General features: G+C 61.8%; 17 protein-coding genes. 7 read left to right on the top strand and 10 right to left on the bottom strand.

Annotated features, from left to right (window positions below):
* Positions 1-9 precede the first annotated feature (9 nt).
* The 4 genes from J3P94_RS10905 to J3P94_RS10920 form a co-directional block, all read right to left on the bottom strand.
* A complete protein-coding gene (locus J3P94_RS10905) occupies positions 10-1,665 on the bottom strand; it encodes an intermembrane transport protein PqiB (RefSeq protein ID WP_305500189.1) in 1,656 nt (551 codons plus the stop codon).
* The gene (locus J3P94_RS10910) at positions 1,646-2,305 is read right to left on the bottom strand and encodes a paraquat-inducible protein A (RefSeq protein WP_434573290.1); all 660 of its coding nucleotides are present in this window, start codon (positions 2,303-2,305) and stop codon (positions 1,646-1,648) included. The genes J3P94_RS10905 and J3P94_RS10910 overlap by 20 nt, the downstream gene beginning before the upstream one ends.
* Positions 2,302-2,898 (bottom strand): paraquat-inducible protein A, encoded by a 597-nt coding sequence (locus tag J3P94_RS10915; protein WP_434573292.1) that lies wholly within the window; start codon positions 2,896-2,898, stop codon positions 2,302-2,304. The genes J3P94_RS10910 and J3P94_RS10915 overlap by 4 nt, the downstream gene beginning before the upstream one ends.
* 70 nt (positions 2,899-2,968) lie before the next feature.
* The gene (locus J3P94_RS10920; RefSeq protein ID WP_305500192.1) at positions 2,969-3,409 is read right to left on the bottom strand and encodes a CBS domain-containing protein; all 441 of its coding nucleotides are present in this window, start codon (positions 3,407-3,409) and stop codon (positions 2,969-2,971) included.
* A gap of 228 nt (positions 3,410-3,637) precedes the next feature.
* On the opposite strand from J3P94_RS10920, the gene J3P94_RS10925 reads away from it, so the two are divergent.
* A complete protein-coding gene (locus J3P94_RS10925) occupies positions 3,638-6,001 on the top strand; it encodes a DNA polymerase II (protein ID WP_434573294.1) in 2,364 nt (787 codons plus the stop codon).
* A 140-nt stretch (positions 6,002-6,141) separates the two neighbouring features.
* On the opposite strand, the gene J3P94_RS10930 is transcribed toward J3P94_RS10925, so the two are convergent.
* Both J3P94_RS10930 and J3P94_RS10935 read right to left on the bottom strand, forming a co-directional pair.
* Positions 6,142-6,963 (bottom strand): aldo/keto reductase, encoded by an 822-nt coding sequence (locus tag J3P94_RS10930; RefSeq protein ID WP_434573296.1) that lies wholly within the window; start codon positions 6,961-6,963, stop codon positions 6,142-6,144.
* A gap of 111 nt (positions 6,964-7,074) precedes the next feature.
* Entirely contained in the window at positions 7,075-8,223 is a 1,149-nt protein-coding gene (locus J3P94_RS10935; RefSeq protein WP_434573298.1) for an aldose epimerase family protein, read from the bottom strand.
* A gap of 298 nt (positions 8,224-8,521) precedes the next feature.
* Between J3P94_RS10935 and J3P94_RS10940 the strand changes: the two genes are divergently transcribed.
* The 4 genes from J3P94_RS10940 (at position 8,522) to J3P94_RS10955 (ending at position 12,280) form a co-directional block, all read left to right on the top strand.
* A complete protein-coding gene (locus J3P94_RS10940; RefSeq protein ID WP_434573300.1) occupies positions 8,522-9,271 on the top strand; it encodes a hypothetical protein in 750 nt (249 codons plus the stop codon).
* Positions 9,272-9,381: 110 nt separating this feature from the next.
* Positions 9,382-10,167, top strand: a complete 786-nt coding sequence (locus tag J3P94_RS10945) for a sulfite exporter TauE/SafE family protein (RefSeq protein ID WP_045156451.1) — start codon at positions 9,382-9,384, stop codon at positions 10,165-10,167.
* Positions 10,168-10,236: 69 nt separating this feature from the next.
* Positions 10,237-11,595: an erythromycin esterase family protein gene (locus J3P94_RS10950; protein ID WP_434573302.1), complete on the top strand. Its 1,359-nt coding sequence runs from the start codon at positions 10,237-10,239 to the stop codon at positions 11,593-11,595.
* Positions 11,596-11,731: 136 nt separating this feature from the next.
* The gene (locus tag J3P94_RS10955) at positions 11,732-12,280 is read left to right on the top strand and encodes a DUF4174 domain-containing protein (RefSeq protein ID WP_434573304.1); all 549 of its coding nucleotides are present in this window, start codon (positions 11,732-11,734) and stop codon (positions 12,278-12,280) included.
* A gap of 150 nt (positions 12,281-12,430) precedes the next feature.
* On the opposite strand, the gene ampC is transcribed toward J3P94_RS10955, so the two are convergent.
* Positions 12,431-13,579: a class C beta-lactamase gene (ampC, locus tag J3P94_RS10960; protein WP_434573306.1), complete on the bottom strand. Its 1,149-nt coding sequence runs from the start codon at positions 13,577-13,579 to the stop codon at positions 12,431-12,433.
* Between the two features lie 226 nt (positions 13,580-13,805).
* On the opposite strand from ampC, the gene J3P94_RS10965 reads away from it, so the two are divergent.
* Positions 13,806-14,684 carry a Dyp-type peroxidase gene (locus J3P94_RS10965; protein WP_434573307.1) on the top strand — a complete coding sequence of 293 codons (879 nt, stop codon included), beginning with the start codon at positions 13,806-13,808 and terminating at the stop codon, positions 14,682-14,684.
* Positions 14,685-14,782: 98 nt separating this feature from the next.
* On the top strand, positions 14,783-15,529 hold the full coding sequence (locus J3P94_RS10970) for an SDR family oxidoreductase (protein WP_305500206.1): 747 nt from the start codon (positions 14,783-14,785) through the stop codon (positions 15,527-15,529).
* 149 nt (positions 15,530-15,678) lie between these two features.
* Here the strand turns inward: J3P94_RS10970 and mapR are convergent, their stop codons facing one another.
* From mapR to J3P94_RS10985, 3 genes are all read right to left on the bottom strand, one after another.
* Entirely contained in the window at positions 15,679-17,088 is a 1,410-nt protein-coding gene (mapR, locus tag J3P94_RS10975; RefSeq protein ID WP_434573309.1) for a GntR family transcriptional regulator MpaR, read from the bottom strand.
* Positions 17,089-17,175: 87 nt separating this feature from the next.
* Positions 17,176-18,588 carry a cytochrome c oxidase accessory protein CcoG gene (gene ccoG, locus J3P94_RS10980; RefSeq protein ID WP_434573311.1) on the bottom strand — a complete coding sequence of 471 codons (1,413 nt, stop codon included), beginning with the start codon at positions 18,586-18,588 and terminating at the stop codon, positions 17,176-17,178.
* A 194-nt stretch (positions 18,589-18,782) separates the two neighbouring features.
* Positions 18,783-19,019 carry a DUF3203 family protein gene (locus J3P94_RS10985; RefSeq protein ID WP_434573313.1) on the bottom strand — a complete coding sequence of 79 codons (237 nt, stop codon included), beginning with the start codon at positions 19,017-19,019 and terminating at the stop codon, positions 18,783-18,785.
* Between the last annotated feature and the right edge of the window lie 14 nt (positions 19,020-19,033).

Genomic DNA, 19,033 nt, shown 5'->3' on the forward strand with positions numbered 1-19,033 from the left:
CTCCTGTGATCATTCTTTCACCGGAAAGGTAAGGTTCTGCGCCGGAGCATCTTTCGGACGGCCACGAAGCAGCGACTCAGGGTGTCGGCTCAGGTAATCGGACAGCTCGCGCAGCGAACGCGACATTCGGCCCAGGTCATCCAGCGTCTGGGTCAATTGTTCGCGCTGCGGCGAATCTTCCGCCAGGGTCGAGTTCGCCGACTGCAAGGTCTTGCTTACGTCCTGCAAGGTGCTTTGCACGCCCGGGAGGGTCTTGCTGTTGAATTGCGACAGGCCCTTGCGCAGCTCCACGAGGTTACCGTCCAGGTTGCTGGCGATGCTTTCCAGCGGCAGCTTGTTGATGCGCTCGACCACCGTCTGCAATTGTTCCTGCAACTGCTGGAGGCTGCCCGGGATAGTCGGGATCCGCAGGGGGCGCGCGGCGAGGTCGAACGCGACTTTCTCGGCCTTGGGGTAGAAATCCAGGGAAATGTACAACTGCCCGGTCAGCAGGTTGCCGCTGCGGGCCTGGGCGCGCAGGCCGCGTTCGACGAAGCTGCCGACCAGGCGCGCGGCGGCGGCTTCGTCTTCCGGGTCATAGTTCAATGACTTGAGCAGTTTCTCGTGGGCCTTGCCGAGCAGTTGCGGGTAGATCACGATTCCTACGTTGACCGGGAACGTGCGCTGCTTTTCGTCGAAGTCCAGGTTCATGGAGACCACCCGGCCGATCTCGATCCCGAGGAATTCCACCGGGGCGCCGACGCGCAATCCGCGCAAGGCCTGGTCGAAGCGCAAGGCCAGGTACTGCGCCTTGCCACTGGGCGGGGCCAGGGCGCTTTGCTGGTCGGCGAACAGTTCGAAATCCTTGTCTTCGGCCGCGGGCGTGTCGTTGGGGCTGTATTCCGGGGCCCGGAATGCAATGCCGCCGACGAGCAGGGCGGACAGCGACTCGGTTTTGACCGCAAAACCGTTGGCGCCGACGTTCACGTCGACGCCGCTGACGTTCCAGAACCGGGTGTTTTCGGTGACGTAGGCGTCATTTGGCGCGTTGATGAACACCTCGATATTGACGCCTTTGCCATCGGCGTCCAATGCGTAGGACACCACCTGGCCCACCGGAATCTTGCGCAAATACACCGGCGAGCCGATGTCCAGCGAACCGAGGTCCTGGGAATGCAGGGTGAAGCGCTTGCCCGGTTCGCCGTAGGTGATCGGTGGCGGAGCCTCCAGGCCGGTGAAGGACTTGGCGCGCACTTTCGAATGACCGGCGTCGGCGCCGATGAAGTCTCCCGACAGCAAGGTGTCGATCCCGGAGATCCCGCCCGCGCCAATCCGCGGCCGGACCACCCAGAACACCGAATCTTCATGAGTGAAGGTGTCGGCGGTCTTGGCGAGCTTGACCGTGGCGGTCACGTTTTTCTGATCGTCGCTCAGTTGCACGTCGGTGACCTGGCCAATGACCACATTGCGGTATTTGACCGGGGTCTTGTTGGCGGTCAGGCCTTCGCCTGTCTTGAAGGTGATGGTGATGGTCGGGCCTTCCTGCAGCCAGTTGTTGACCACCAGGGACACGCCCACCAGCACCGCGATGATCGGCACGATCCACACCAGCGACACGGTCCAGCGGCGGGTGGAGACATGGGCACGGCCCGGTGCGGGTTGTCCGTCAGTGGCTTGTGACTTCATCCATGACCTCCTCGGATGGTTGGGTGTCCCAGATCAGCCGCGGGTCGAAACTCATGGCCGACAGCATGGTAAAGAGCACCACGAGGCCGAAGAACAGGATCCCCGGTCGCGGTTCGATGTCGCTCAAGGCCTGGAACTTGACCAGTGCCGCCACAAGGGCCACGACCAGCACGTCAAGCATCGACCAGTAGCCGATGACTTCGACCAGCCGATACAGCTTGGCGCGCTGCACCTGGGCCCAGGTACTGCGCCGTTGCACGGTCACCAGCAGCAACGTCAACACGACGAACTTGATGCCAGGCACCGCGATGCTGGCGATGAAGATGATCAGCGCGATGTCCCAGGCACCACTCTGCCAGAACTCGAGAACACCGCTGATGATGGTGCTGTCCGCACCGTCGCCGAGCATCTGCGTGTTCATGACCGGGAGCAGGTTGGCCGGGATGTAGAACACCAGTGCCGCCAGCATGTAGGCCCAGGTGCGAGTCAGGGTATCGGGTTTGCGCCGGTGCAGGGCGGCATCGCAGCGTGGGCAGGTGTCGGGTTCGTCGGTCATGTCGCAAGCCAGGCCGCAGCTGTGGCACAGGCACAGGTTCAGATTGTTGGCGCGGGGCGGATTGCCCGGCGTTGCGGCGTTCACAGGGTGTTCCACAGGTCGCGCACATCGCGACCGGCAATGCGGATCATCAACAGACTCAAGGCCGCCAGGGCGAACAGACCGATACCGGGAAGCACATCCAGCAACCCGGCAAGCTTGATGACAGCCACCAGGGCTCCCAGCAAGCACACCTCCAGCATGCTCCACGGGCGCAGGGTTTCCAGGCTGCGCATGCACAGGTTGAAGGCCGGGGCGCGTCGGTTGGAATGGGCGTAGCCCAGCACCCAGAGCAGCAGCGCCAACTGGAACGCCGGAGCGATGATGATCGCGACCGCGGCCACCAGGGCGATGAAGGTGATGGGTCCCTGGCTCAGGGCCACGACCGAATCCCACAGGGTCGCGCTGTTGCTCAGACCCTGGAGGCGGATGCTCATCACCGGATAGACATTGGCGAAGGCCCACAGCACCGCTGCCGTGATGGTCAGGGCCAGGCGCTGTTCGATGGTCAGGCCGTTGTAGCGCTGGATCACTGCATGGCATTGCACGCACGAGGCTTTTTGATGCGGGGCGAGCGCAACCGGCTCGTACACTGCATCGCAATGTTCACAAATGATCAGTCGGTCGGTAACGGCCATGAGGATGCTCGGCGGGGGCAACTCCTTCAATATAGAAGTGAGTCGAGAATGAGCAACCCGCCCGAGCCAATCATTCGCCGCGAATGTATTGCTCCAGTTGTCTGATCAGGTCCGCCTGCTCGGCAATGGCTTCCTTGACCAGGTCACCGATGGACAACAGGCCGACCAGCTTGCCGTTTTCCACCACGGGCAAATGTCGCAGGTGTTTCTCGGTCATGATGCTCAGGCAGGTCTCGACGTTCTGGTGTGGATCGATCGTGATCACGGGCGAAACCATGATGTCGCTGACTTTCGTGCCCACCGAAGAGCGCCCGTGCAGGACCATTTTGCGCGCATAGTCGCGCTCGCTGATGATGCCCAGCACTTCATCGTTCTTGACCACCAGCAAGGCACCGACGTTTTTCTCGGCCATGCGCATCAGGGCCTGCAAGACCATGTCGTCCGGGGAAATGGTGTGCACTTGCTGGTTTTTCTCGTCTTTTATCCGGAGCAACTGCGCGACGGTTTTCATGGGGAAGCCTCGGGTGTTGTTTGTGCGGGTGGTTCAAGAATCGTAGACCCAACGGCGCAGAGCAAGCGGTAAAGCGGCAGTCAGCCGTCCAAAACCGTCATGGATGGTGAAAAACCACTGATTTTATTGTGGCGCGCTGTCGTGGCTCGCCACGACAGCAGATCCAAGGGCAGGTGAAGTCCCCAGGTCAGGTAGAATGCGTAACACGCAAAATTCGAGGTTTCAGCGGTGGATTTACAGCAGGGCTTCGTCCTGACCCGGCATTGGCGCGATACCCCGGCGGGCACCGAAGTCGAGTTCTGGCTGGCGACGGATGCCGGTCCCCGGCGCGTGCGCCTGCCGGTGCAGACGTCGGTGGCGTTCGTGCCGCAGGTCCAGCGTGGCCAGGTCGAGGCGCTGTTGCAGGACGAGAAGGATGTCGAGTTGCGGCCCCTGGACCTGCTGGATTTCGAGCACCGCCCGGTGCTCGGCCTGTATTGCCGGCAACATGCGCAACTGATGCGGCTGGACACGACATTGCGGCGGGCTGGCGTGGATGTATTCGAGGCCGACGTCCGGCCGCCGGAACGCTACCTGATGGAGCGCTTCATCACCGCGCCGGTCTGGTTCGGCGGCACGCCCTCAGCCGATGGCTTGCTCCTGGATGCCCAGATGAAACCCGCGCCCGACTACCGGCCACCGCTGCGGCTGGTATCCCTGGACATCGAAACCACCGCCCAGGGCGATTTGTATTCGATTGCCCTGGAGGGCTGCGGCGAGCGCCAGGTCTATATGCTCGGGCCGCCCAATGGCGATGATCGTGAGGTGGATTTCCAGCTGGAATACTGCGAGTCCCGCGCGGCGCTGTTGAAGAAACTCAACGAGTGGTTCGCCCGCTTCGATCCCGACGCGATCATCGGCTGGAACCTGGTGCAGTTCGATCTGCGCGTGTTGCATGAACACGCCCGCCGCCTGGCCGTGCCGCTGCGTCTTGGCCGTGGCGGGGAAGAAATGCAATGGCGCGAGCACGGCGCGCGCAACAACCATTTTTTTGCCTCGGCGGCTGGCCGGTTGATCATCGATGGGATCGAGTCCTTGCGCTCGGCGACCTGGAGTTTTCCTTCGTTCAGCCTGGAAAACGTCGCCCAGACCCTGTTGGGCGAGGGCAAGTCCATCGACAACCCGTACCAGCGCATGGACGAAATCAACCGCATGTTCGCCGAGGATAAACCGGCCCTGGCTCGCTACAACCTCAAGGATTGCGAGTTGGTCACGCGCATCTTCGCCAAGACCGAGCTGCTCAAGTTCTTGCTGGAACGGGCCAGCGTCACCGGCCTGCCGGCGGATCGCAGCGGCGGCTCGGTGGCGGCGTTCACGCATCTGTACATGCCGCTGATGCATCGCCAGGGTTTCGTCGCGCCGAACCTCGGCCAGCGTCCGCCGGAGGCCAGCCCTGGCGGGTTTGTGATGGATTCCCAGCCGGGGCTCTACGAATCGGTGTTGGTGCTGGACTACAAGAGTCTGTATCCATCGATCATCCGCACCTTTCTCATCGACCCGGTGGGCTTGATCGAAGGCCTGCGCCACCCGGACGACACCGAGTCGGTGCCAGGTTTTCGCGGGGCGCGGTTCTCGCGCACCCGGCACTGCCTGCCGGCCATCGTGGCGCGGGTTGCCGACGGCCGGGAAACCGCCAAGCGCGAACACAACGCGCCGCTGTCCCAGGCACTGAAAATCATCATGAACGCGTTCTACGGCGTGCTTGGCTCCAGTGGCTGTCGTTTCTTCGATTCGCGCCTGGCGTCGTCCATCACCTTGCGTGGCCACCAGATCATGCAGCGTACCCGGCAACTGATCGAAGCGCGGGGCCATGTGGTTATCTATGGCGATACCGATTCGACCTTCGTCTGGTTACGCCGCCCCCACGGCCAGGAAGAAGCCGCGACGATCGGCCGGGAGCTGGTCGCTCACGTCAACCAATGGTGGCGTGATCACGTACGTGAAGAGTTCGAGCTGGAAAGCGCGCTGGAGCTGCAATTCGAAACCCACTTCAAGCGTTTCCTGATGCCGACCATCCGCGGCGCGGAGGAGGGCAGCAAGAAGCGCTACGCCGGTTTGGTGACCCGTGCCGACGGCAGCGACGAGATCATCTACAAGGGCCTGGAGACCGTGCGCACCGACTGGTCGCCCCTGGCCCGGCAGTTCCAGCAGGAACTGTATGGACGGATCTTCCATCGCCAGCCCTATCAGGATTACGTTCGCGATTATGTCCAGCAGACCCTGGCCGGCGCGTTCGACGAACGCCTGGTCTACCGCAAGCGCTTGCGTCGTCCGCTGGACGACTACGAGCGCAACGTGCCGCCACATGTGCGGGCCGCGCGGCTGGCCGACGAGTTCAACGAGCGCCAGGGCCGGCCACGGCAATACCAGAATGGCGGCTGGATCAGCTACGTCATCACCGTCGCCGGCCCCGAGCCGCTGGAAACCCGTAGCGCGCCGATTGACTATGACCACTACGTGACGAAGCAGCTGCAGCCGGTGGCGGATGCGATCCTGCCGTTTGTGGATGATGATTTTTCAACGTTGATCGGTGGGCAGATGGGGTTGTTCTGATCGGCATTGTTGGCCGCAGGGTGCCCTTGTGGCGAGGGAGCTTGCTCCCGCTGGGCTGCGTAGCGGCCCTGAGTTTCTAGCGGTTGCTGCGCAACCGAGCGGGAGCAAGCTCCCTCGCCATAAGAGCGCGCCGCTGAGGACTAAACCATCGCCAACCGCTGCTTGCCCTGTGGCTGCGGGAACACCAGGTCCAATGCCGCCAGATCCTGAGGCTCAAGCTGCAGATTCGCCGCTTCGGCGTTCAGGCGCACGTGTTCAGCTTGCACAGCCTTGGGGATGGCGATGACGTTGTCCTGGCGCAGCAGCCAGGCGAGGGCGATCTGTGCCGGCGTCGCGCGGTGGCGTTCGGCGATCTGTTGCAGGGTGTGGTCCTTGAGCAAATGCCCGCCCTGGCCGACCGGACAATAGGCCATGATCGGCATACGCTGTTGCTGGCTCCAGGGCAGCAGGTCGAATTCGATGCCGCGTTCTTGCAGGTTGTACAACACTTGATTGGTAGCGCAGACCGGCGAGGCCAGCGCCTCCAGATCGTCGACGTCAAAGTTCGACACGCCCCAGCGGCCGATCTTGCCTTCTTCGCGCAGGCGCTCAAACGCTTCGACGGTTTCTTCCAGTGGGTACTGGCCGCGCCAGTGCAGCAAATAGAGGTCGATATAATCGGTGTCGAGGCGCCGCAAGCTGCGCTCGCAGGCCAACGGAATGCCTTTGCGGCTGGCATTGTGCGGGTAGACCTTGCTCACCAGGAACACCTGGTCGCGTAGCCCGGTGATCGCTTCGCCAACGACCTGCTCGGCGCCGCCCTCGGCATACATTTCGGCCGTGTCGATCAGGCTCATGCCCAGTTCGATGCCCAGGCGCAGGGCAGCTACTTCTTTCTTGTGATGGGACGGTTCCTCACCCATCCGCCAGGTGCCCTGGCCGATTACCGGTACGGATACGCCGGCCAATTCCACAGTTCTCATGCACATCTCCTGTCGTGCTGGTCGATACAGCGTGTGGCAGCAGGATAGACCAGGCGTTCCAACCTTGATCGTTCCCGCGCAAAAGGCGGGAACGATCGGTTGGTGGCAGGATTACTCGGCCGAGAACTTCAGCACCATGGTCTGGGTGTAGGTCTGGCCCGGATCAAGTCGCGTGGTAGGGAAGGACGGCTGGTTTGGCGAATCGGGATAATGCTGGGTTTCCAGGGTAAACGCGCTCCAGTGCGGGTAGACCTTGCCTTGCTTGCCCTTGATCGTGCCGTCGAGGAAGTTGCTGGTGTAGAACTGCACGCCCGGCTCGCTGGTGTAGAGCTGCAGGCGCCGTCCGGACTGTGGATCCTGGACCTCGGCGGCGAGTTTGTTCACGTCGCCCTTGGCGTCGAGTACCCAGTTGAAATCGAAGCCGCCTTGTTTCGGTTCGGCAAATTTCAGCTGCGGATGATCAGCCTTGATATGCGTGCCAATGGGCGTGGGCTTGGTGAAATCCATCGGGGTGCCGGCTACTGGCGCCAGCTCGCCGGTGGGGATCAGCTTGGCGGTCACTGGCGTGTAGCGGGACGCGTGCAGCGTCGCGACTTGCTTGAGGATGTCGCCATTACCAGCGCCGGCCAGGTTGAAATAGCTGTGGTTGGTCAGGTTCAGCACGGTCGGCTTGTCGGTGCTGGCCTTGTAGTCGATGCGCAATTCGTTCTGGTCGTTGAGGCTGTAGGTGACATCGGTCTTCAGGTTGCCGGGAAAGCCCATTTCACCGTCCGCCGACAGATACGTCAGGGTCACGCCTACCGAGTCCTTGCCGTTGCTCGGCTCGGCCTTCCAGACACGCTTGTCGAAGCCTTGCGGCCCACCGTGCAAGGAGTTGTCCTTGTCGTTCTGCGGCACCTGGTAACGCTTGCCATCCAGCTCGAACGCACCGCCGGCCAGACGGTTGCCGAAGCGGCCGATGGTCGCGCCGAAATACACGTTGCCGTTCTTCTGGTAACCCTGCACATCGTCGAAGCCGAGCACGATGTCGGCAGTCATGCCGTTTTTGTCCGGCACGATCAGTGACTGGAGGATCCCGCCGTAAGTGATGACGGTCGCCTCGACGCCGTGGCTGTTGCGCAGTACGTATTTTTCAACCGGCGTGCCGTCGTTGGTCTTGCCGAAGGCAACGCGTTCATTGGTCAGGCCGGCGGCCTGGGCAGAGGTGGCAATCATCAGAGAGACTCCGAGGGCCGTGAGCAGATGTCTGGATTCAAGCATGGTGTGACCTTCCTTTCCTGTTGTTTTGTTGTTGTTTTTAACGTGGTCGAGTCCGTTACCTGTCGGACAGCGATGAAGGTTTTTCTGTTCAGTAGTCTTTCTATTTGAGGGTGCAGAAGGGATTTATAGCTATAAATCGAGATTTATCAATTAAAAAGTAAGACTAATTGAGCGAGGCGAGCCTTGGCCAAACGTGTACTCTCACGGCCGTTACCGCACTTTTACGGTTTTTGCCGCTCTATGCATGGCCAGGAAACGGCGATTCCCCACCGCTTCCCCATGCCCAGACCGAGATTCGATGGCCGCTGTCTTACATTCCGTGAGGGTCTTGCCACGTCGCTGCGGCTTGCTGCTGGCGAGCCTGTTGCTGATGCTCAGCGGCGGATGCAGCCATCAGCAAGGCCAGGACATGGTTACCCAGTTCAGCAATGCCAGGCCCCAGGAGTTCTTGCAGACCAGCGTCGACCGCATGGCCACGCTGTCGATGCATGACAACCTGCAGAGCCTTTACCTGCTGATGCACAAGCTCTACCTGCGCAACCCGGAAGAACTGCGCAAATCCGGCTTTCTCGATGCCCGTATCGCCGTCAAGCAAGTGCGCGAGGCGATTGAACAGCAGCAACCGTTGCCGGCCCTGGGCAACAGGAAGGACCTGGCAGCGCTGAGCTATGCGATGAGTCCCGAGTTTCTCGGTGACCGGGTCGGAGCGTTCATCTATGCCATTGGCAGCATGCTGGTGACGGCTCACGGCAACCGTCTCGAGTTCTACATGACCGACACCATCGATCCGCGCTTCGTCAGCAACGCGGCGCGCAACATCGAGAAAGCCACGTGGCTGTTGGGCCAGCGGCAGAACAAGGACGGCACGCCGATGCTGTTCTCCAATGAAATCTCGGAGGAGGGCAGCAACCTGAGCTTTGCCGTGGAGTTCGGGAAGATCGTCGCGCGCCTCGACCTGCTGACCCAGATGCTGGACGAGCGCTATCGGCGAATCGGCTTGAATTATGCGCAGAGTCTGCTGTTTCTCAATTTCCTGCCTGTTCAGTAGCTGCGTCGTGCAAATGGAATAAACATAGATCACATCGATATAGGGAGTTATAAGAAAAATCGCTATGCTCGCGGCCAGATTTTTCATGCGGTCGCGCTGAGACGGGTTTGATGGATTTCGGTAATGTCGGTTTAGTCGTAGCGGGACTGGTGGTCGGTTTCATCGTCGGGATGACCGGCGTTGGCGGCGGATCGCTGATGACGCCCATTTTATTGTGGTTCGGCATCAACCCCGCGACGGCGGTGGGGACTGACCTGCTGTACGCCGCCATTACCAAATCCGGCGGCGTTCTGGTCCATGCGAAAAACCGCAATATCGACTGGGCCATCACCGGTTGGCTGACTTTGGGCAGTGTGCCCGCGGTTGGGCTGACCCTGTGGTTTCTCAGCAGCCTGAACAGTTCTCCCGACGCGATGAACGCGGTCATCAAGCAAGCCCTGGGCTTTGTGCTGTTCGCCACCGCCCTGGCAATCCTGTTCAAGAAGCGCCTGCTGCAGTTTGCCCATGACCGCGCCGGCGGCCATTACAACCCCAGTGGCTCGCGGCTCAACCTGTTGACTGTCATCACCGGCCTGGTGCTGGGCACGATGGTCGCATTGACTTCCATCGGCGCCGGCGCCCTGGGCACCGTCGCGCTGTTCATCCTCTATCCGTTCCTGGTCACCAAGCGCCTGGTTGGCACCGAAATCGCCCATGCCGTGCCGTTGACCCTGGTCGCGGGCCTTGGCCACGCAAGCATGGGCAACATGGACTGGCACATCCTCGGCTTTCTGCTGATCGGTTCGTTGCCGGGCATCTATCTGGGCAGCCACTTGTCGGGACGCATTTCCGACGAGCTCCTGCGCCCTTGCCTGGCGGTGATGTTGGCCATGATCGGTTTCAAACTCGCGTTCTGATTTGGTCGGAGTCATGGCTGCCTCGGCATAGTCATACCTGTAAACCAGGTACTGATGAGGCCTCGATCCATGAACAGCCCAGCCAGAGATCTGCTGCAACGCCTGCGCCGTCGTCGCGCCGAACCGCGCACCGACATCGCCGACATCCTGCGCCGTTACGCCGAACCGCTGCCTGCCGAGGACAGCCCAAGCTTTGGCGAAATGTTTGATCGCTTCGCCGACGCCAAGGTCGTGCTGATCGGCGAAGCCAGCCACGGCACCCATGATTTCTACCGCACCCGCGCTGCTATTACCCGGCACCTGATCGAGCGTCACGGCTTCGGCATTGTCGCGGTCGAAGCCGACTGGCCCGATGCCGGACAGATTGACCGCTGCGTGCGCGACCTTGGGCCTTCGGCCTGGAAACAGCAGGCGTTCGCCCGGTTTCCCAGCTGGATGTGGCGCAACACCGATGTCCAGGACTTTGTCCGTTGGTTGCGCGGCTACAATCTCGGCCAGCCTGACGCTCATCGCGTGGAGTTTCGCGGGTTGGACGTCTACAGCCTGCGCCATTCCATCGACGAGGTACTCGATTACCTCGACAAGAGCCATCCCCACCTGGCCCGTGACGCCCGCCATCGTTATGGCTGTCTGACGCCCTGGCACGACGACCCGGCGCTGTATGGCCATTTCACCGAGCGCGGCAACCTGGCGACATGCGAAGACGCAGTGGTCGAACAGCTCAACACGCTGCTCGCCGAGCGCCTTGATCCGTTGATCGAGGATGACGAGAGCTTCTTCAGCGCGGTGCAGAACGCCCGCGTCGTGCGCGCCGCCGAACAGTACTACCGCGCCATGTATCGCGGCGGCAAGTCGTCCTGGAACCTGCGCGACCGGCACATGTTCGACACTCTGCAAAGCCTGCTGGAGCATCGCGGGCCCGATGCGAAAGCGATCGTCTGGGCGCATAACTCCCACATCGGCAACGCCGCCGCGACACGAATGGGCTGGGAGGGTGAGTTCAACATCGGCCAGTTGTGCCGCATGGCTTATGGCCGCGACGCGGTATTGCTGGGCATGGGCACCGACCGTGGCAGCGTGGCGGCAGCCGATGACTGGGACGCGCCGATGAAAATCAAGCAGGTGGTGCCGGCGCTGGCCGGCAGTTGGGAGTGGGAGTTTTCACTGGCGGGTGTGCGCGCATCGCTCACGGACTGGCGGACCGACCCGGACGAAGCACTGTTGGACGTGCTGTCCGAGCCGCTGCTCGAGCGCGCCATCGGGGTGATCTACCGCCCTGAAACCGAACGCCAGAGTCATTATTTCGAAGCGGTACTGGCCGAGCAATTTGATGCCTGGCTCTGGTTCGAGCAGACCGAAGCCGTCACTCCGCTGCCCACGCCGCACACGCTGGAGCGCGAGGAAGACACCTTCCCGTTTGGCCTCTGAAGCCGGCCTGCCGTGGTTGCGCTATGAGTCCGTTGGCCTAAGCTTCAGGGCAGGCAATAGCGGTATCGGGCGACTCTCGCGGAACAATCGCCGCCATGTGCAATCAGTACAGCGTAATTATCAAGAGGAGAGGCGCATGCTTATTCGGTCGTTGACCTTCGCTACCTTGCTGGCCATCGCCGGCCCGTTGTTCGCTGCAGATGGCGACTCACCCCTGGTGGCGGAGGTGGGCAAGTCCCGGCCCGTGATTGTCATCGCGCGCAGCTCTGTCGATTCTGCGTGGGTCAGCCTGAAAAAAGCCTTGGACGAGCCGGCGGGCAAGCAGGGTTTCTCGGAGCGCAACATGGTGCTCTATACCGTGCTCAATACCATCGGCCAGCGTGATGGCGAAGACCTCGACCCGCAAAGCACCATGGCGTTGATCCGTTCCCTCAAGCTGGGAGCGGGAGCGCAGACCAAGATCATCCTGGTAGGCAAGGACGGGGAAAAGAAGCTTGAGCATTCCGGCGCGATCGAACTGAAGGCGCTGTTCGATACCGTCGACAAGCTGCCCGAGACGGAAAAACAAGCCACGGCGCCAACCCCACCACCAGCGCCGGAACCCGAGCCGGCCAAGGACGCCAAAGGCACCAAGCCGGGCAAGGCGACCAAGCCTGCGGCTGCGCCGAAACCGTTGGATGATTGATTCCTGAAAGCAACGATACCCCCCGTGGCGAGGGAGCTTGCTCCCGCTGGGCTGCGTAGCAGCCCTATGCTTTTTCCGGGCTCATCGTCTGACAGATTTGGGGCCGCTGCGCGACCCAGCGGGAGCAAGCTCCCTCGCCACAAAAGCACCTCACCGCGCTTCTAATGCCATCAGGATCTGGTGCGCGGCTCTCACCCGTTCTTCAATCGGGTAGTTCTTGTTCGCCAGCATCACGATTCCCAAGTCCTCTCCAGCGACGAACGCTGCGTATGCGCCGAAACCGTTAGTCGACCCTGTCTTGTTGATCCAGGCGCCGTCGGGCGCGGGGCGCGGCGGGGTGAGCGGCTCGGCCTTTTGCGGCGTCAAAGCCATCTGTGGACTGTTGCCGGCGAGCAAGCCATCGACGGTGAGCGGAGGTAGGTAGAACTCCCAGCCCAGCCCCTGGTGCATCCCTCCAACCTTGTAGAAACCTGTTTGTGTCGTAGCAATGGCTCGCTGCAGGTCCGCGTCCAGTTTCCCGGGTTGCAGATTGACCTCGACAAACCGGATCAGGTCCGCTGAGCTGATCTTCACCCCATAGGCTTCGGAGGCCAGCGCGCCAGGCCCGACCCGCACAGGCTTGCCATCCTTGGCGTAGCCTTGGGCGTAGGTTCCCATTTGATCTTGTGGCACTTGTACGTAGCTGTGCTTGAGGCCCAGCCCGGGCATCAGCGTCTGTTCCATCACCTCATCAAACGGTCGACCCAGGCTGCGGGCCGCCAGGAAGCCGAACAAGCCGATGCTCGGGTTCGAATAGAGCCGCTGGGTGCCGGCCGGGTAGAGCGGTTTCCAGGATTTGTAGTAGCCGAACATCCGGTCGGGATGGTCGGCATCGTCGGGAAACTGCAACGGCAGGCCGCCCACGCTATAGGTGGCGAGATCGAGCAGGCGGGCGTTTTCAAGGGCACTGCCACGCAATTCGGGGGCATAGCGACCGGCGAGGTCTGACAGCTGCAGTTTGCCCTGGGCCTGGGCGTAGGCGCCGAGTGTCGCGGTAAAGGTCTTGCTGATCGAGCCGACTTCGAACAGGGTCTGCTCGGTGACGGCTTTTTTCGTATCTTTGGAGGCAACGCCATAATTGAAGAACCGGCGCTGGCCGTTGTGCGTGATCGCCACGGCCATGCCCGCGATGTCCTGCTCTTTCATCAAGGGTTGGATAACGGCATTGACCGTGTCTTCAATGCGCTCCTGGGCGAAGCCCGGGGTCGTCCCGCAGGCCAGGACAAAAGTCCCGGCGAGTATCGATTTGGCAATGTGCATCTGGACCGCTCTCGTTAGCTCTCCTTGAGGGCGGTCAATCTAGGACGTTTTCCGCTGTCGGGCAATCCGAGGCTATCGGGTAGAGGGCCAGGTTCAGAGTGGTCCCACAAGGATGCGGGAGCATTCCTACAAAAAAGCCCGGCGGCCTGACGCGACCGGCGTCAAGCCAAACCACACAAAGCGGCGGCCGCCGGGTAAACTCGCGGCTCTTTCCAAAGGAGTTCCCATGAGTTACTACCAGCCCGGCATTCTCGCCACCCCTGTTCCGCCTCAGGCCCGTCATCTGTTTTTTGCCCTGGAATCGGTCGAGGCACTGCCGGCTGCGATCGACAAGCTGTTGCTGCAACTGGATGGCCGCGTGGTAGTCGGCTTTGGCGAGTCGCTGGTCCAGGCGCTGGGCGCCAAGGTCGAGGGCTTGCGCGCGTTCCCGGCGCTGGCGGGCGTCGGCGTGGACAACCCTTCGACCCAGCACGCGCTCTGGTGCTGGTTGCATGGCGAAGATCGCGGCGAGCTGATGCACCGCAGTCGCGCCATCGAAGCGGCATTGGCGCCGGCACTGCGTCTGGTGCAGATGAACGAAACCTTTCGGCACATGACCGGCCACGACCTGACCGGCTACGAAGATGGCACCGAAAACCCTCACGACGAAGCGGCCGTGGCCGCCGCCCTGGCCCAGGGCAACGACGGGCTGCGCGGTGGCAGTTTTGCTGCGATCCAGCAATGGCAGCATGACCTGGACGGTTTCGCCGCGATGCAGCCCCATGAGCGAGACAACATCATGGGCCGGCGCCTGAGCGATAACGAAGAGCTCGAAGATGCGCCTGAGTCTGCCCACGTCAAGCGCACGGCCCAGGAAAGCTTTGCTCCGGAGGCTTTTGTCGTACGCCGTTCCATGCCCTGGATCGAAGGTGACCGCGCTGGCCTGATGTTCCTGGCGTTCGGTTTTTCCCTGGACGCCTTCGAGGCGCAATTGCGGCGCATGAGCGGTCTGGAGGACGGTATTACCGATGGCCTGTATCGCATGAGCCGGCCGATTACCGGTGGTTACTACTGGTGCCCGCCGCAGTTGGACGGGCGCCTGGACCTGCGGGCTCTCGCCCGCTAAGCAGCGTCCCGCCCCGACAGGCCGGTCGCGTTGTGCAAATCGTCGAGTCAACGCTATCCTTGGGCCCGACGTATTTGCCTGGAAACGGGAGAGCAAGCGTGGATAAAGTCATCGTCATCACCGGTGGCGGGCGTGGGATCGGGGCGGCCACGGCGTTGTTGGCGGCCGACCTGGGCTATCGGATCTGCATCAACTACCAGTCGGATGAAAACGCTGCCCAGGATGTGCTCGCCCAGATCCGTGCCAAGGGCGCGCAGGCCATTGCGGTGCGGGCCGACGTGAGCATCGAGGACGAAGTGGTCGGCCTGTTCAACCGCGTGGACACCGAGCTGGGCCGCGTCACCGCCCTGGTGAACAACGCCGGTACGGTTGCCCACAAGTCCCGACTCGATGAAATGTCCGAGTTCCGCATGCTCAAGATCCTGAAGACCAATGTGCTCGGGCCGATGTTGTGCGCCAAGCAGGCGGTGCTGCGCATGTCGCCCCGGCATGGCGGGCAGGGCGGCAGCATCGTCAACGTTTCCTCGGTTGCCGCCCGCTTGGGCGCACCGGGTGAATATGTCGACTACGCGGCTTCCAAGGGCGCATTGGACACCTTCACCGTCGGCCTTTCCAAGGAGGTCGCTGGCGAAGGTATTCGCGTCAATGCGGTCCGCCCGGGCTACATCTACACCGATTTCCATGCCCTCAGCGGCGATCCGGAGCGGGTCAGCAAGCTGGAATCGGCGATCCCCATGGCCCGGGGCGGACGTCCGGACGAAGTGGCCGAGGCGATTATCTGGCTGCTGTCGGACAAGGCTTCGTATGCGACCGGGACGTTTGTGGAGCTGGGGGGCGGGCGCTGATCTTAGTTTCTGGTTGTCTTTGCCGGCCTCTTCGCGAGCAGGCTCGCTCCCACATTGGCTCTCTTTTTGGCACCTATTTCAGGTGCGCAGCACAATCCAGTGTGGGAGCGAGCCTGCTCGCGAAGGCAACCCCAAAGGCAACATTGCACTCAGAACGACCGGATAATCCGCCCCAACGTCTCCATGGCCTTTTCCGACACATCGGTCCAGGGCCCGCCATAGTTCAGGCGAATACAGTTCCTGAACCGCCGGGTCGCTGAAAAGATCGGCCCCGGTGCGATACTAATGCCTTGCGCCAGAGCCATCTGGAACAGTTTCAGCGAATCAATCTGCTCCGGCAGCTCCAGCCACAAGAAGTACCCACCCGCCGGCTGGCTCATCCGAGTCTGCGCCGGAAAATACCGGGCTATGGCGGCGAGCATGGCGCTTTGCTGTTCTTCCAGGGCGTAGCGCAACTTGCGCAGGTGACGGTCGTAGCCTCCATGTTGCAGGTAATCGGCGATGGCGGCCTGGGCCGGCATCGAGGCGCACAGTGAAGTCATCAGCTTGAGCCGCTCGATCTTGCGGGCGTAGCGCCCGGCGGCGACCCAGCCGATGCGGTAGCCCGGGGCCAGACTCTTGGCGAATGAGCCGCAGTGCATCACCAGGCCTTCGGTGTCGAACGCTTTCGCCGGCTTGGGAGCCTGCTGGCCGTAGTAGAGTTCGGCATAGACATCATCCTCGATCAACGGCACCTGGTAGCGACGCAACAGTTCGACCAGGGCCTGTTTGCGCGCTTCGGGCATGGTCGCGCCAATCGGGTTCTGGAAGCTGGTCATGCACCAGCAGGCCTTGACCGGATGGCGCGCCAGCGTCTGTTCCAGCACATCGAGATCAATGCCGTCGCGTGGGTGGACGGGGATTTCCACCGCCTTGAGTTTCAGCCGTTCGAGCACTTGCAGGCTGGCATAGAACGCGGGCGCCTCGATTGCCACCAGGTCGCCCGGCTCGGTCACGGCTTGCAGGCACAGGTTCAATGCCTCCAGGGCGCCGTTGGTGACGAGCAGTTCCTCCATGGGCAGCATCAGCCCGCCGACCATATAGCGCAGGGCGATCTGGCGGCGCAGTTGAGGGTTGCCCGGCGACATATCAGTGACCACTACGCGCGGATCCATGTCCCGCGTGGCACTGGACAACGATCGGGACAGGCGTTGCAGGGGAAACAGCGTCGGGCTGGGGAATGCCGAGCCGAACGGTACGGTCGTCGGATCCTTGATCGAGTCGAGCACGGAAAATACCAGTTCGCTGACGTCGACCTCGGTGGACTCGTGGACCTGGCTGCTGGCGACCGGCTCGCAGAACGGGCTCGGCGCGTGATGATTGACGAAGTAGCCGGAGCGCGGCCGGGCACGGATCAGACCACGTCGCTCCAGCAGGTAATAGGCCTGGAACACGGTGGAAGGACTGACGCCGTAGGTCTGGCTGGCGTAGCGCACCGACGGCACCCGTTGGCCCGGCCCGAGCATGCCGGAGCGGATCAGTTCGGCGATATCGTCGGCAAATTTTTCGTAGCGTTTCATGGCGGGTCCGGTCTTGAATCACGCATGGTTTGCGCTTTTTTCTGAGGGAGCGAGCTTGCTCCCACAAAAGCAAGGCATCTTAAGGCTTCACCGATTCATCGGTGCTACAAAACGGCTTTTTGCTTCGCTGGAAATATCGGGCTCATCACTGTCGGCGACCTTGAACGTCATTTCCTGGGACCCGCTCTTGGGCCGTACGCTGAGCATCACCACCGAAACCGGAACATCGACGATTTCCCCGGGTGCCAGGCTCAACTGGGTCTTGCCTTGCAGGACGAAACCGTCGCTGTCCACCAGCGACAGTTGGTACGCCTGGCGTTGCTGGGTCTTGTTGATGATTTTCAGGCTGTAGATGTTTTCGATCTGGCCCTGGCTGTTCTCACGGAACAGGCCACGGTCCTTGCTCACATCCAGCGACACCATTGGCCGCTCCACCAGTGCCAGGGCCAGCGCAGCGATCATGACCATCAGTACCGCCGTGTAGCCGACCAGCCGTGGTCGCAGCAGGTGAGTCTTGCCGCCTTGCAGCTGACGTTCGGAGGTGTATTTGATCAGGCCACGGGCGTAGCCCATCTTGTCCATGATCGAATCGCAGGCGTCGATGCAGGCCGCGCAGCCGATGCACTCCATTTGCAGACCGTCGCGAATATCGATGCCGGTCGGGCAGACCTGTACGCACATCTGGCAGTCAATACAGTCGCCCAGCCCGATGTTGGCCGGGACCGCATCGCGTTTGCGCGGGCCGCGAATTTCGCCACGGGCCACGTCGTAGGAAATGGTCAGCGTGTCCTTGTCGAACATCACGCTTTGAAATCGCGCATAAGGGCACATGTGCATGCACACGGCTTCGCGCAGCCAGCCGGCGTTGAGGTAAGTGGCCCCGGTGAAAAAAACCACCCAGAACAGGCTGACGCCAGCCATTTGCAGGGTCAGCAGCTCTTCCGCCAGCGGCCGGATCGGGGTGAAGTAGCCTACGAACGTCAGGCCGGTGAGCAGGCTGATGGCCAGCCACAACGTATGTTTGGCCAAGCGTCGCAGCAGTTTGTTCACGCCCCACGGCGCGGCTTGCAGCTTGATCCGCTGGTTGCGCTCACCTTCGGTGATCTTCTCGACCCACATGAAGATCCAGGTCCATGAGCTCTGAGGGCAGGTGTAGCCGCACCACACACGCCCGGCGAACACGGTAATCGCAAACAGGCCGAACGCGGCAATGATCAACAACGCCGAGAGCAGGATGAAGTCCTGGGGCCAGAAGGTCGCGCCGAAAATATGGAATTTGCTCTCGGAAAGATCCCAGAGCACTGCCTGGCGACCGTTCCAGTCCAGCCAAACCGTGCCGAAGAACAGCAGGAACAGGACGCCGGCACCGCTGATGCGCAGGGTACGAAACAAACCGCTGAAGCTACGGGTGTGGATCAGGTTGTCGGTAGTCCTGGCCCTGATTCTCGTGGGTGCGGGGTCGAAAGTCTGTATCAACTGGGCGGGGATTCTTTCGCTCATGGTCGGTCGCTCATCAGCCGCTATCTGGCCGGAGCACTATGACCATCGAACTGTTTGCATAACAGACTCAGGTAGCGGGATAAAAACCGGATCAGATACCGCGCGGCCCCGGCCCTGCGACACTTTGATGCACCCGGAGATGACCGAACAACCCCCTCCTATGGCAAGGGAGCAAGCTCCCTCGCCACCTGGAGTCAGATCACTGAGTCGCTGTCAGTCGCCTTCAGGTTCTGCCGTCCGTCAGCCGCTCCGGCCACGGTCAGGGCATCCACTTCCGCCTCGGTCAGGTAGACCCGCCCGCCATTGAGCTCCACGGCTGACATGGCCTTGTCCGGGTCGGTAATGATCGTCAATTCGCTCGCCGGTCGCTGTTCCGGGCCGTTGGGGGTGTCGAAGTGGCAGGTCCGGTTGTCATCGATTCGTACAGTCATGTTGATGCTCCTTC

Source organism: Pseudomonas sp. Z3-8 (assembly GCF_051131975.1).
Classification (GTDB): Bacteria; Pseudomonadota; Gammaproteobacteria; order Pseudomonadales; family Pseudomonadaceae; genus Aquipseudomonas.

Bases quoted from the DNA above. Each gene is read 5' to 3' on its own strand.
- J3P94_RS10905 (WP_305500189.1), bottom strand. From the start codon at position 1,665: ATGAAGTCACAAGCCACTGACGGACAACCCGCACCGGGCCGTGCCCAT.
- J3P94_RS10915 (WP_434573292.1), bottom strand. From the start codon at position 2,898: ATGGCCGTTACCGACCGACTGATCATTTGTGAACATTGCGATGCAGTG.
- J3P94_RS10920 (WP_305500192.1), bottom strand. From the start codon at position 3,409: ATGAAAACCGTCGCGCAGTTGCTCCGGATAAAAGACGAGAAAAACCAG.
- J3P94_RS10930 (WP_434573296.1), bottom strand. From the start codon at position 6,963: ATGAGAACTGTGGAATTGGCCGGCGTATCCGTACCGGTAATCGGCCAG.
- J3P94_RS10935 (WP_434573298.1), bottom strand. From the start codon at position 8,223: ATGCTTGAATCCAGACATCTGCTCACGGCCCTCGGAGTCTCTCTGATG.
- J3P94_RS10940 (WP_434573300.1), top strand. From the start codon at position 8,522: ATGGCCGCTGTCTTACATTCCGTGAGGGTCTTGCCACGTCGCTGCGGC.
- J3P94_RS10945 (WP_045156451.1), top strand. From the start codon at position 9,382: ATGGATTTCGGTAATGTCGGTTTAGTCGTAGCGGGACTGGTGGTCGGT.
- J3P94_RS10950 (WP_434573302.1), top strand. From the start codon at position 10,237: ATGAACAGCCCAGCCAGAGATCTGCTGCAACGCCTGCGCCGTCGTCGC.
- J3P94_RS10955 (WP_434573304.1), top strand. From the start codon at position 11,732: ATGCTTATTCGGTCGTTGACCTTCGCTACCTTGCTGGCCATCGCCGGC.
- ampC (WP_434573306.1), bottom strand. From the start codon at position 13,579: ATGCACATTGCCAAATCGATACTCGCCGGGACTTTTGTCCTGGCCTGC.
- J3P94_RS10965 (WP_434573307.1), top strand. From the start codon at position 13,806: ATGAGTTACTACCAGCCCGGCATTCTCGCCACCCCTGTTCCGCCTCAG.
- mapR (WP_434573309.1), bottom strand. From the start codon at position 17,088: ATGAAACGCTACGAAAAATTTGCCGACGATATCGCCGAACTGATCCGC.
- ccoG (WP_434573311.1), bottom strand. From the start codon at position 18,588: ATGAGCGAAAGAATCCCCGCCCAGTTGATACAGACTTTCGACCCCGCA.
- J3P94_RS10985 (WP_434573313.1), bottom strand. From the start codon at position 19,019: ATGACTGTACGAATCGATGACAACCGGACCTGCCACTTCGACACCCCC.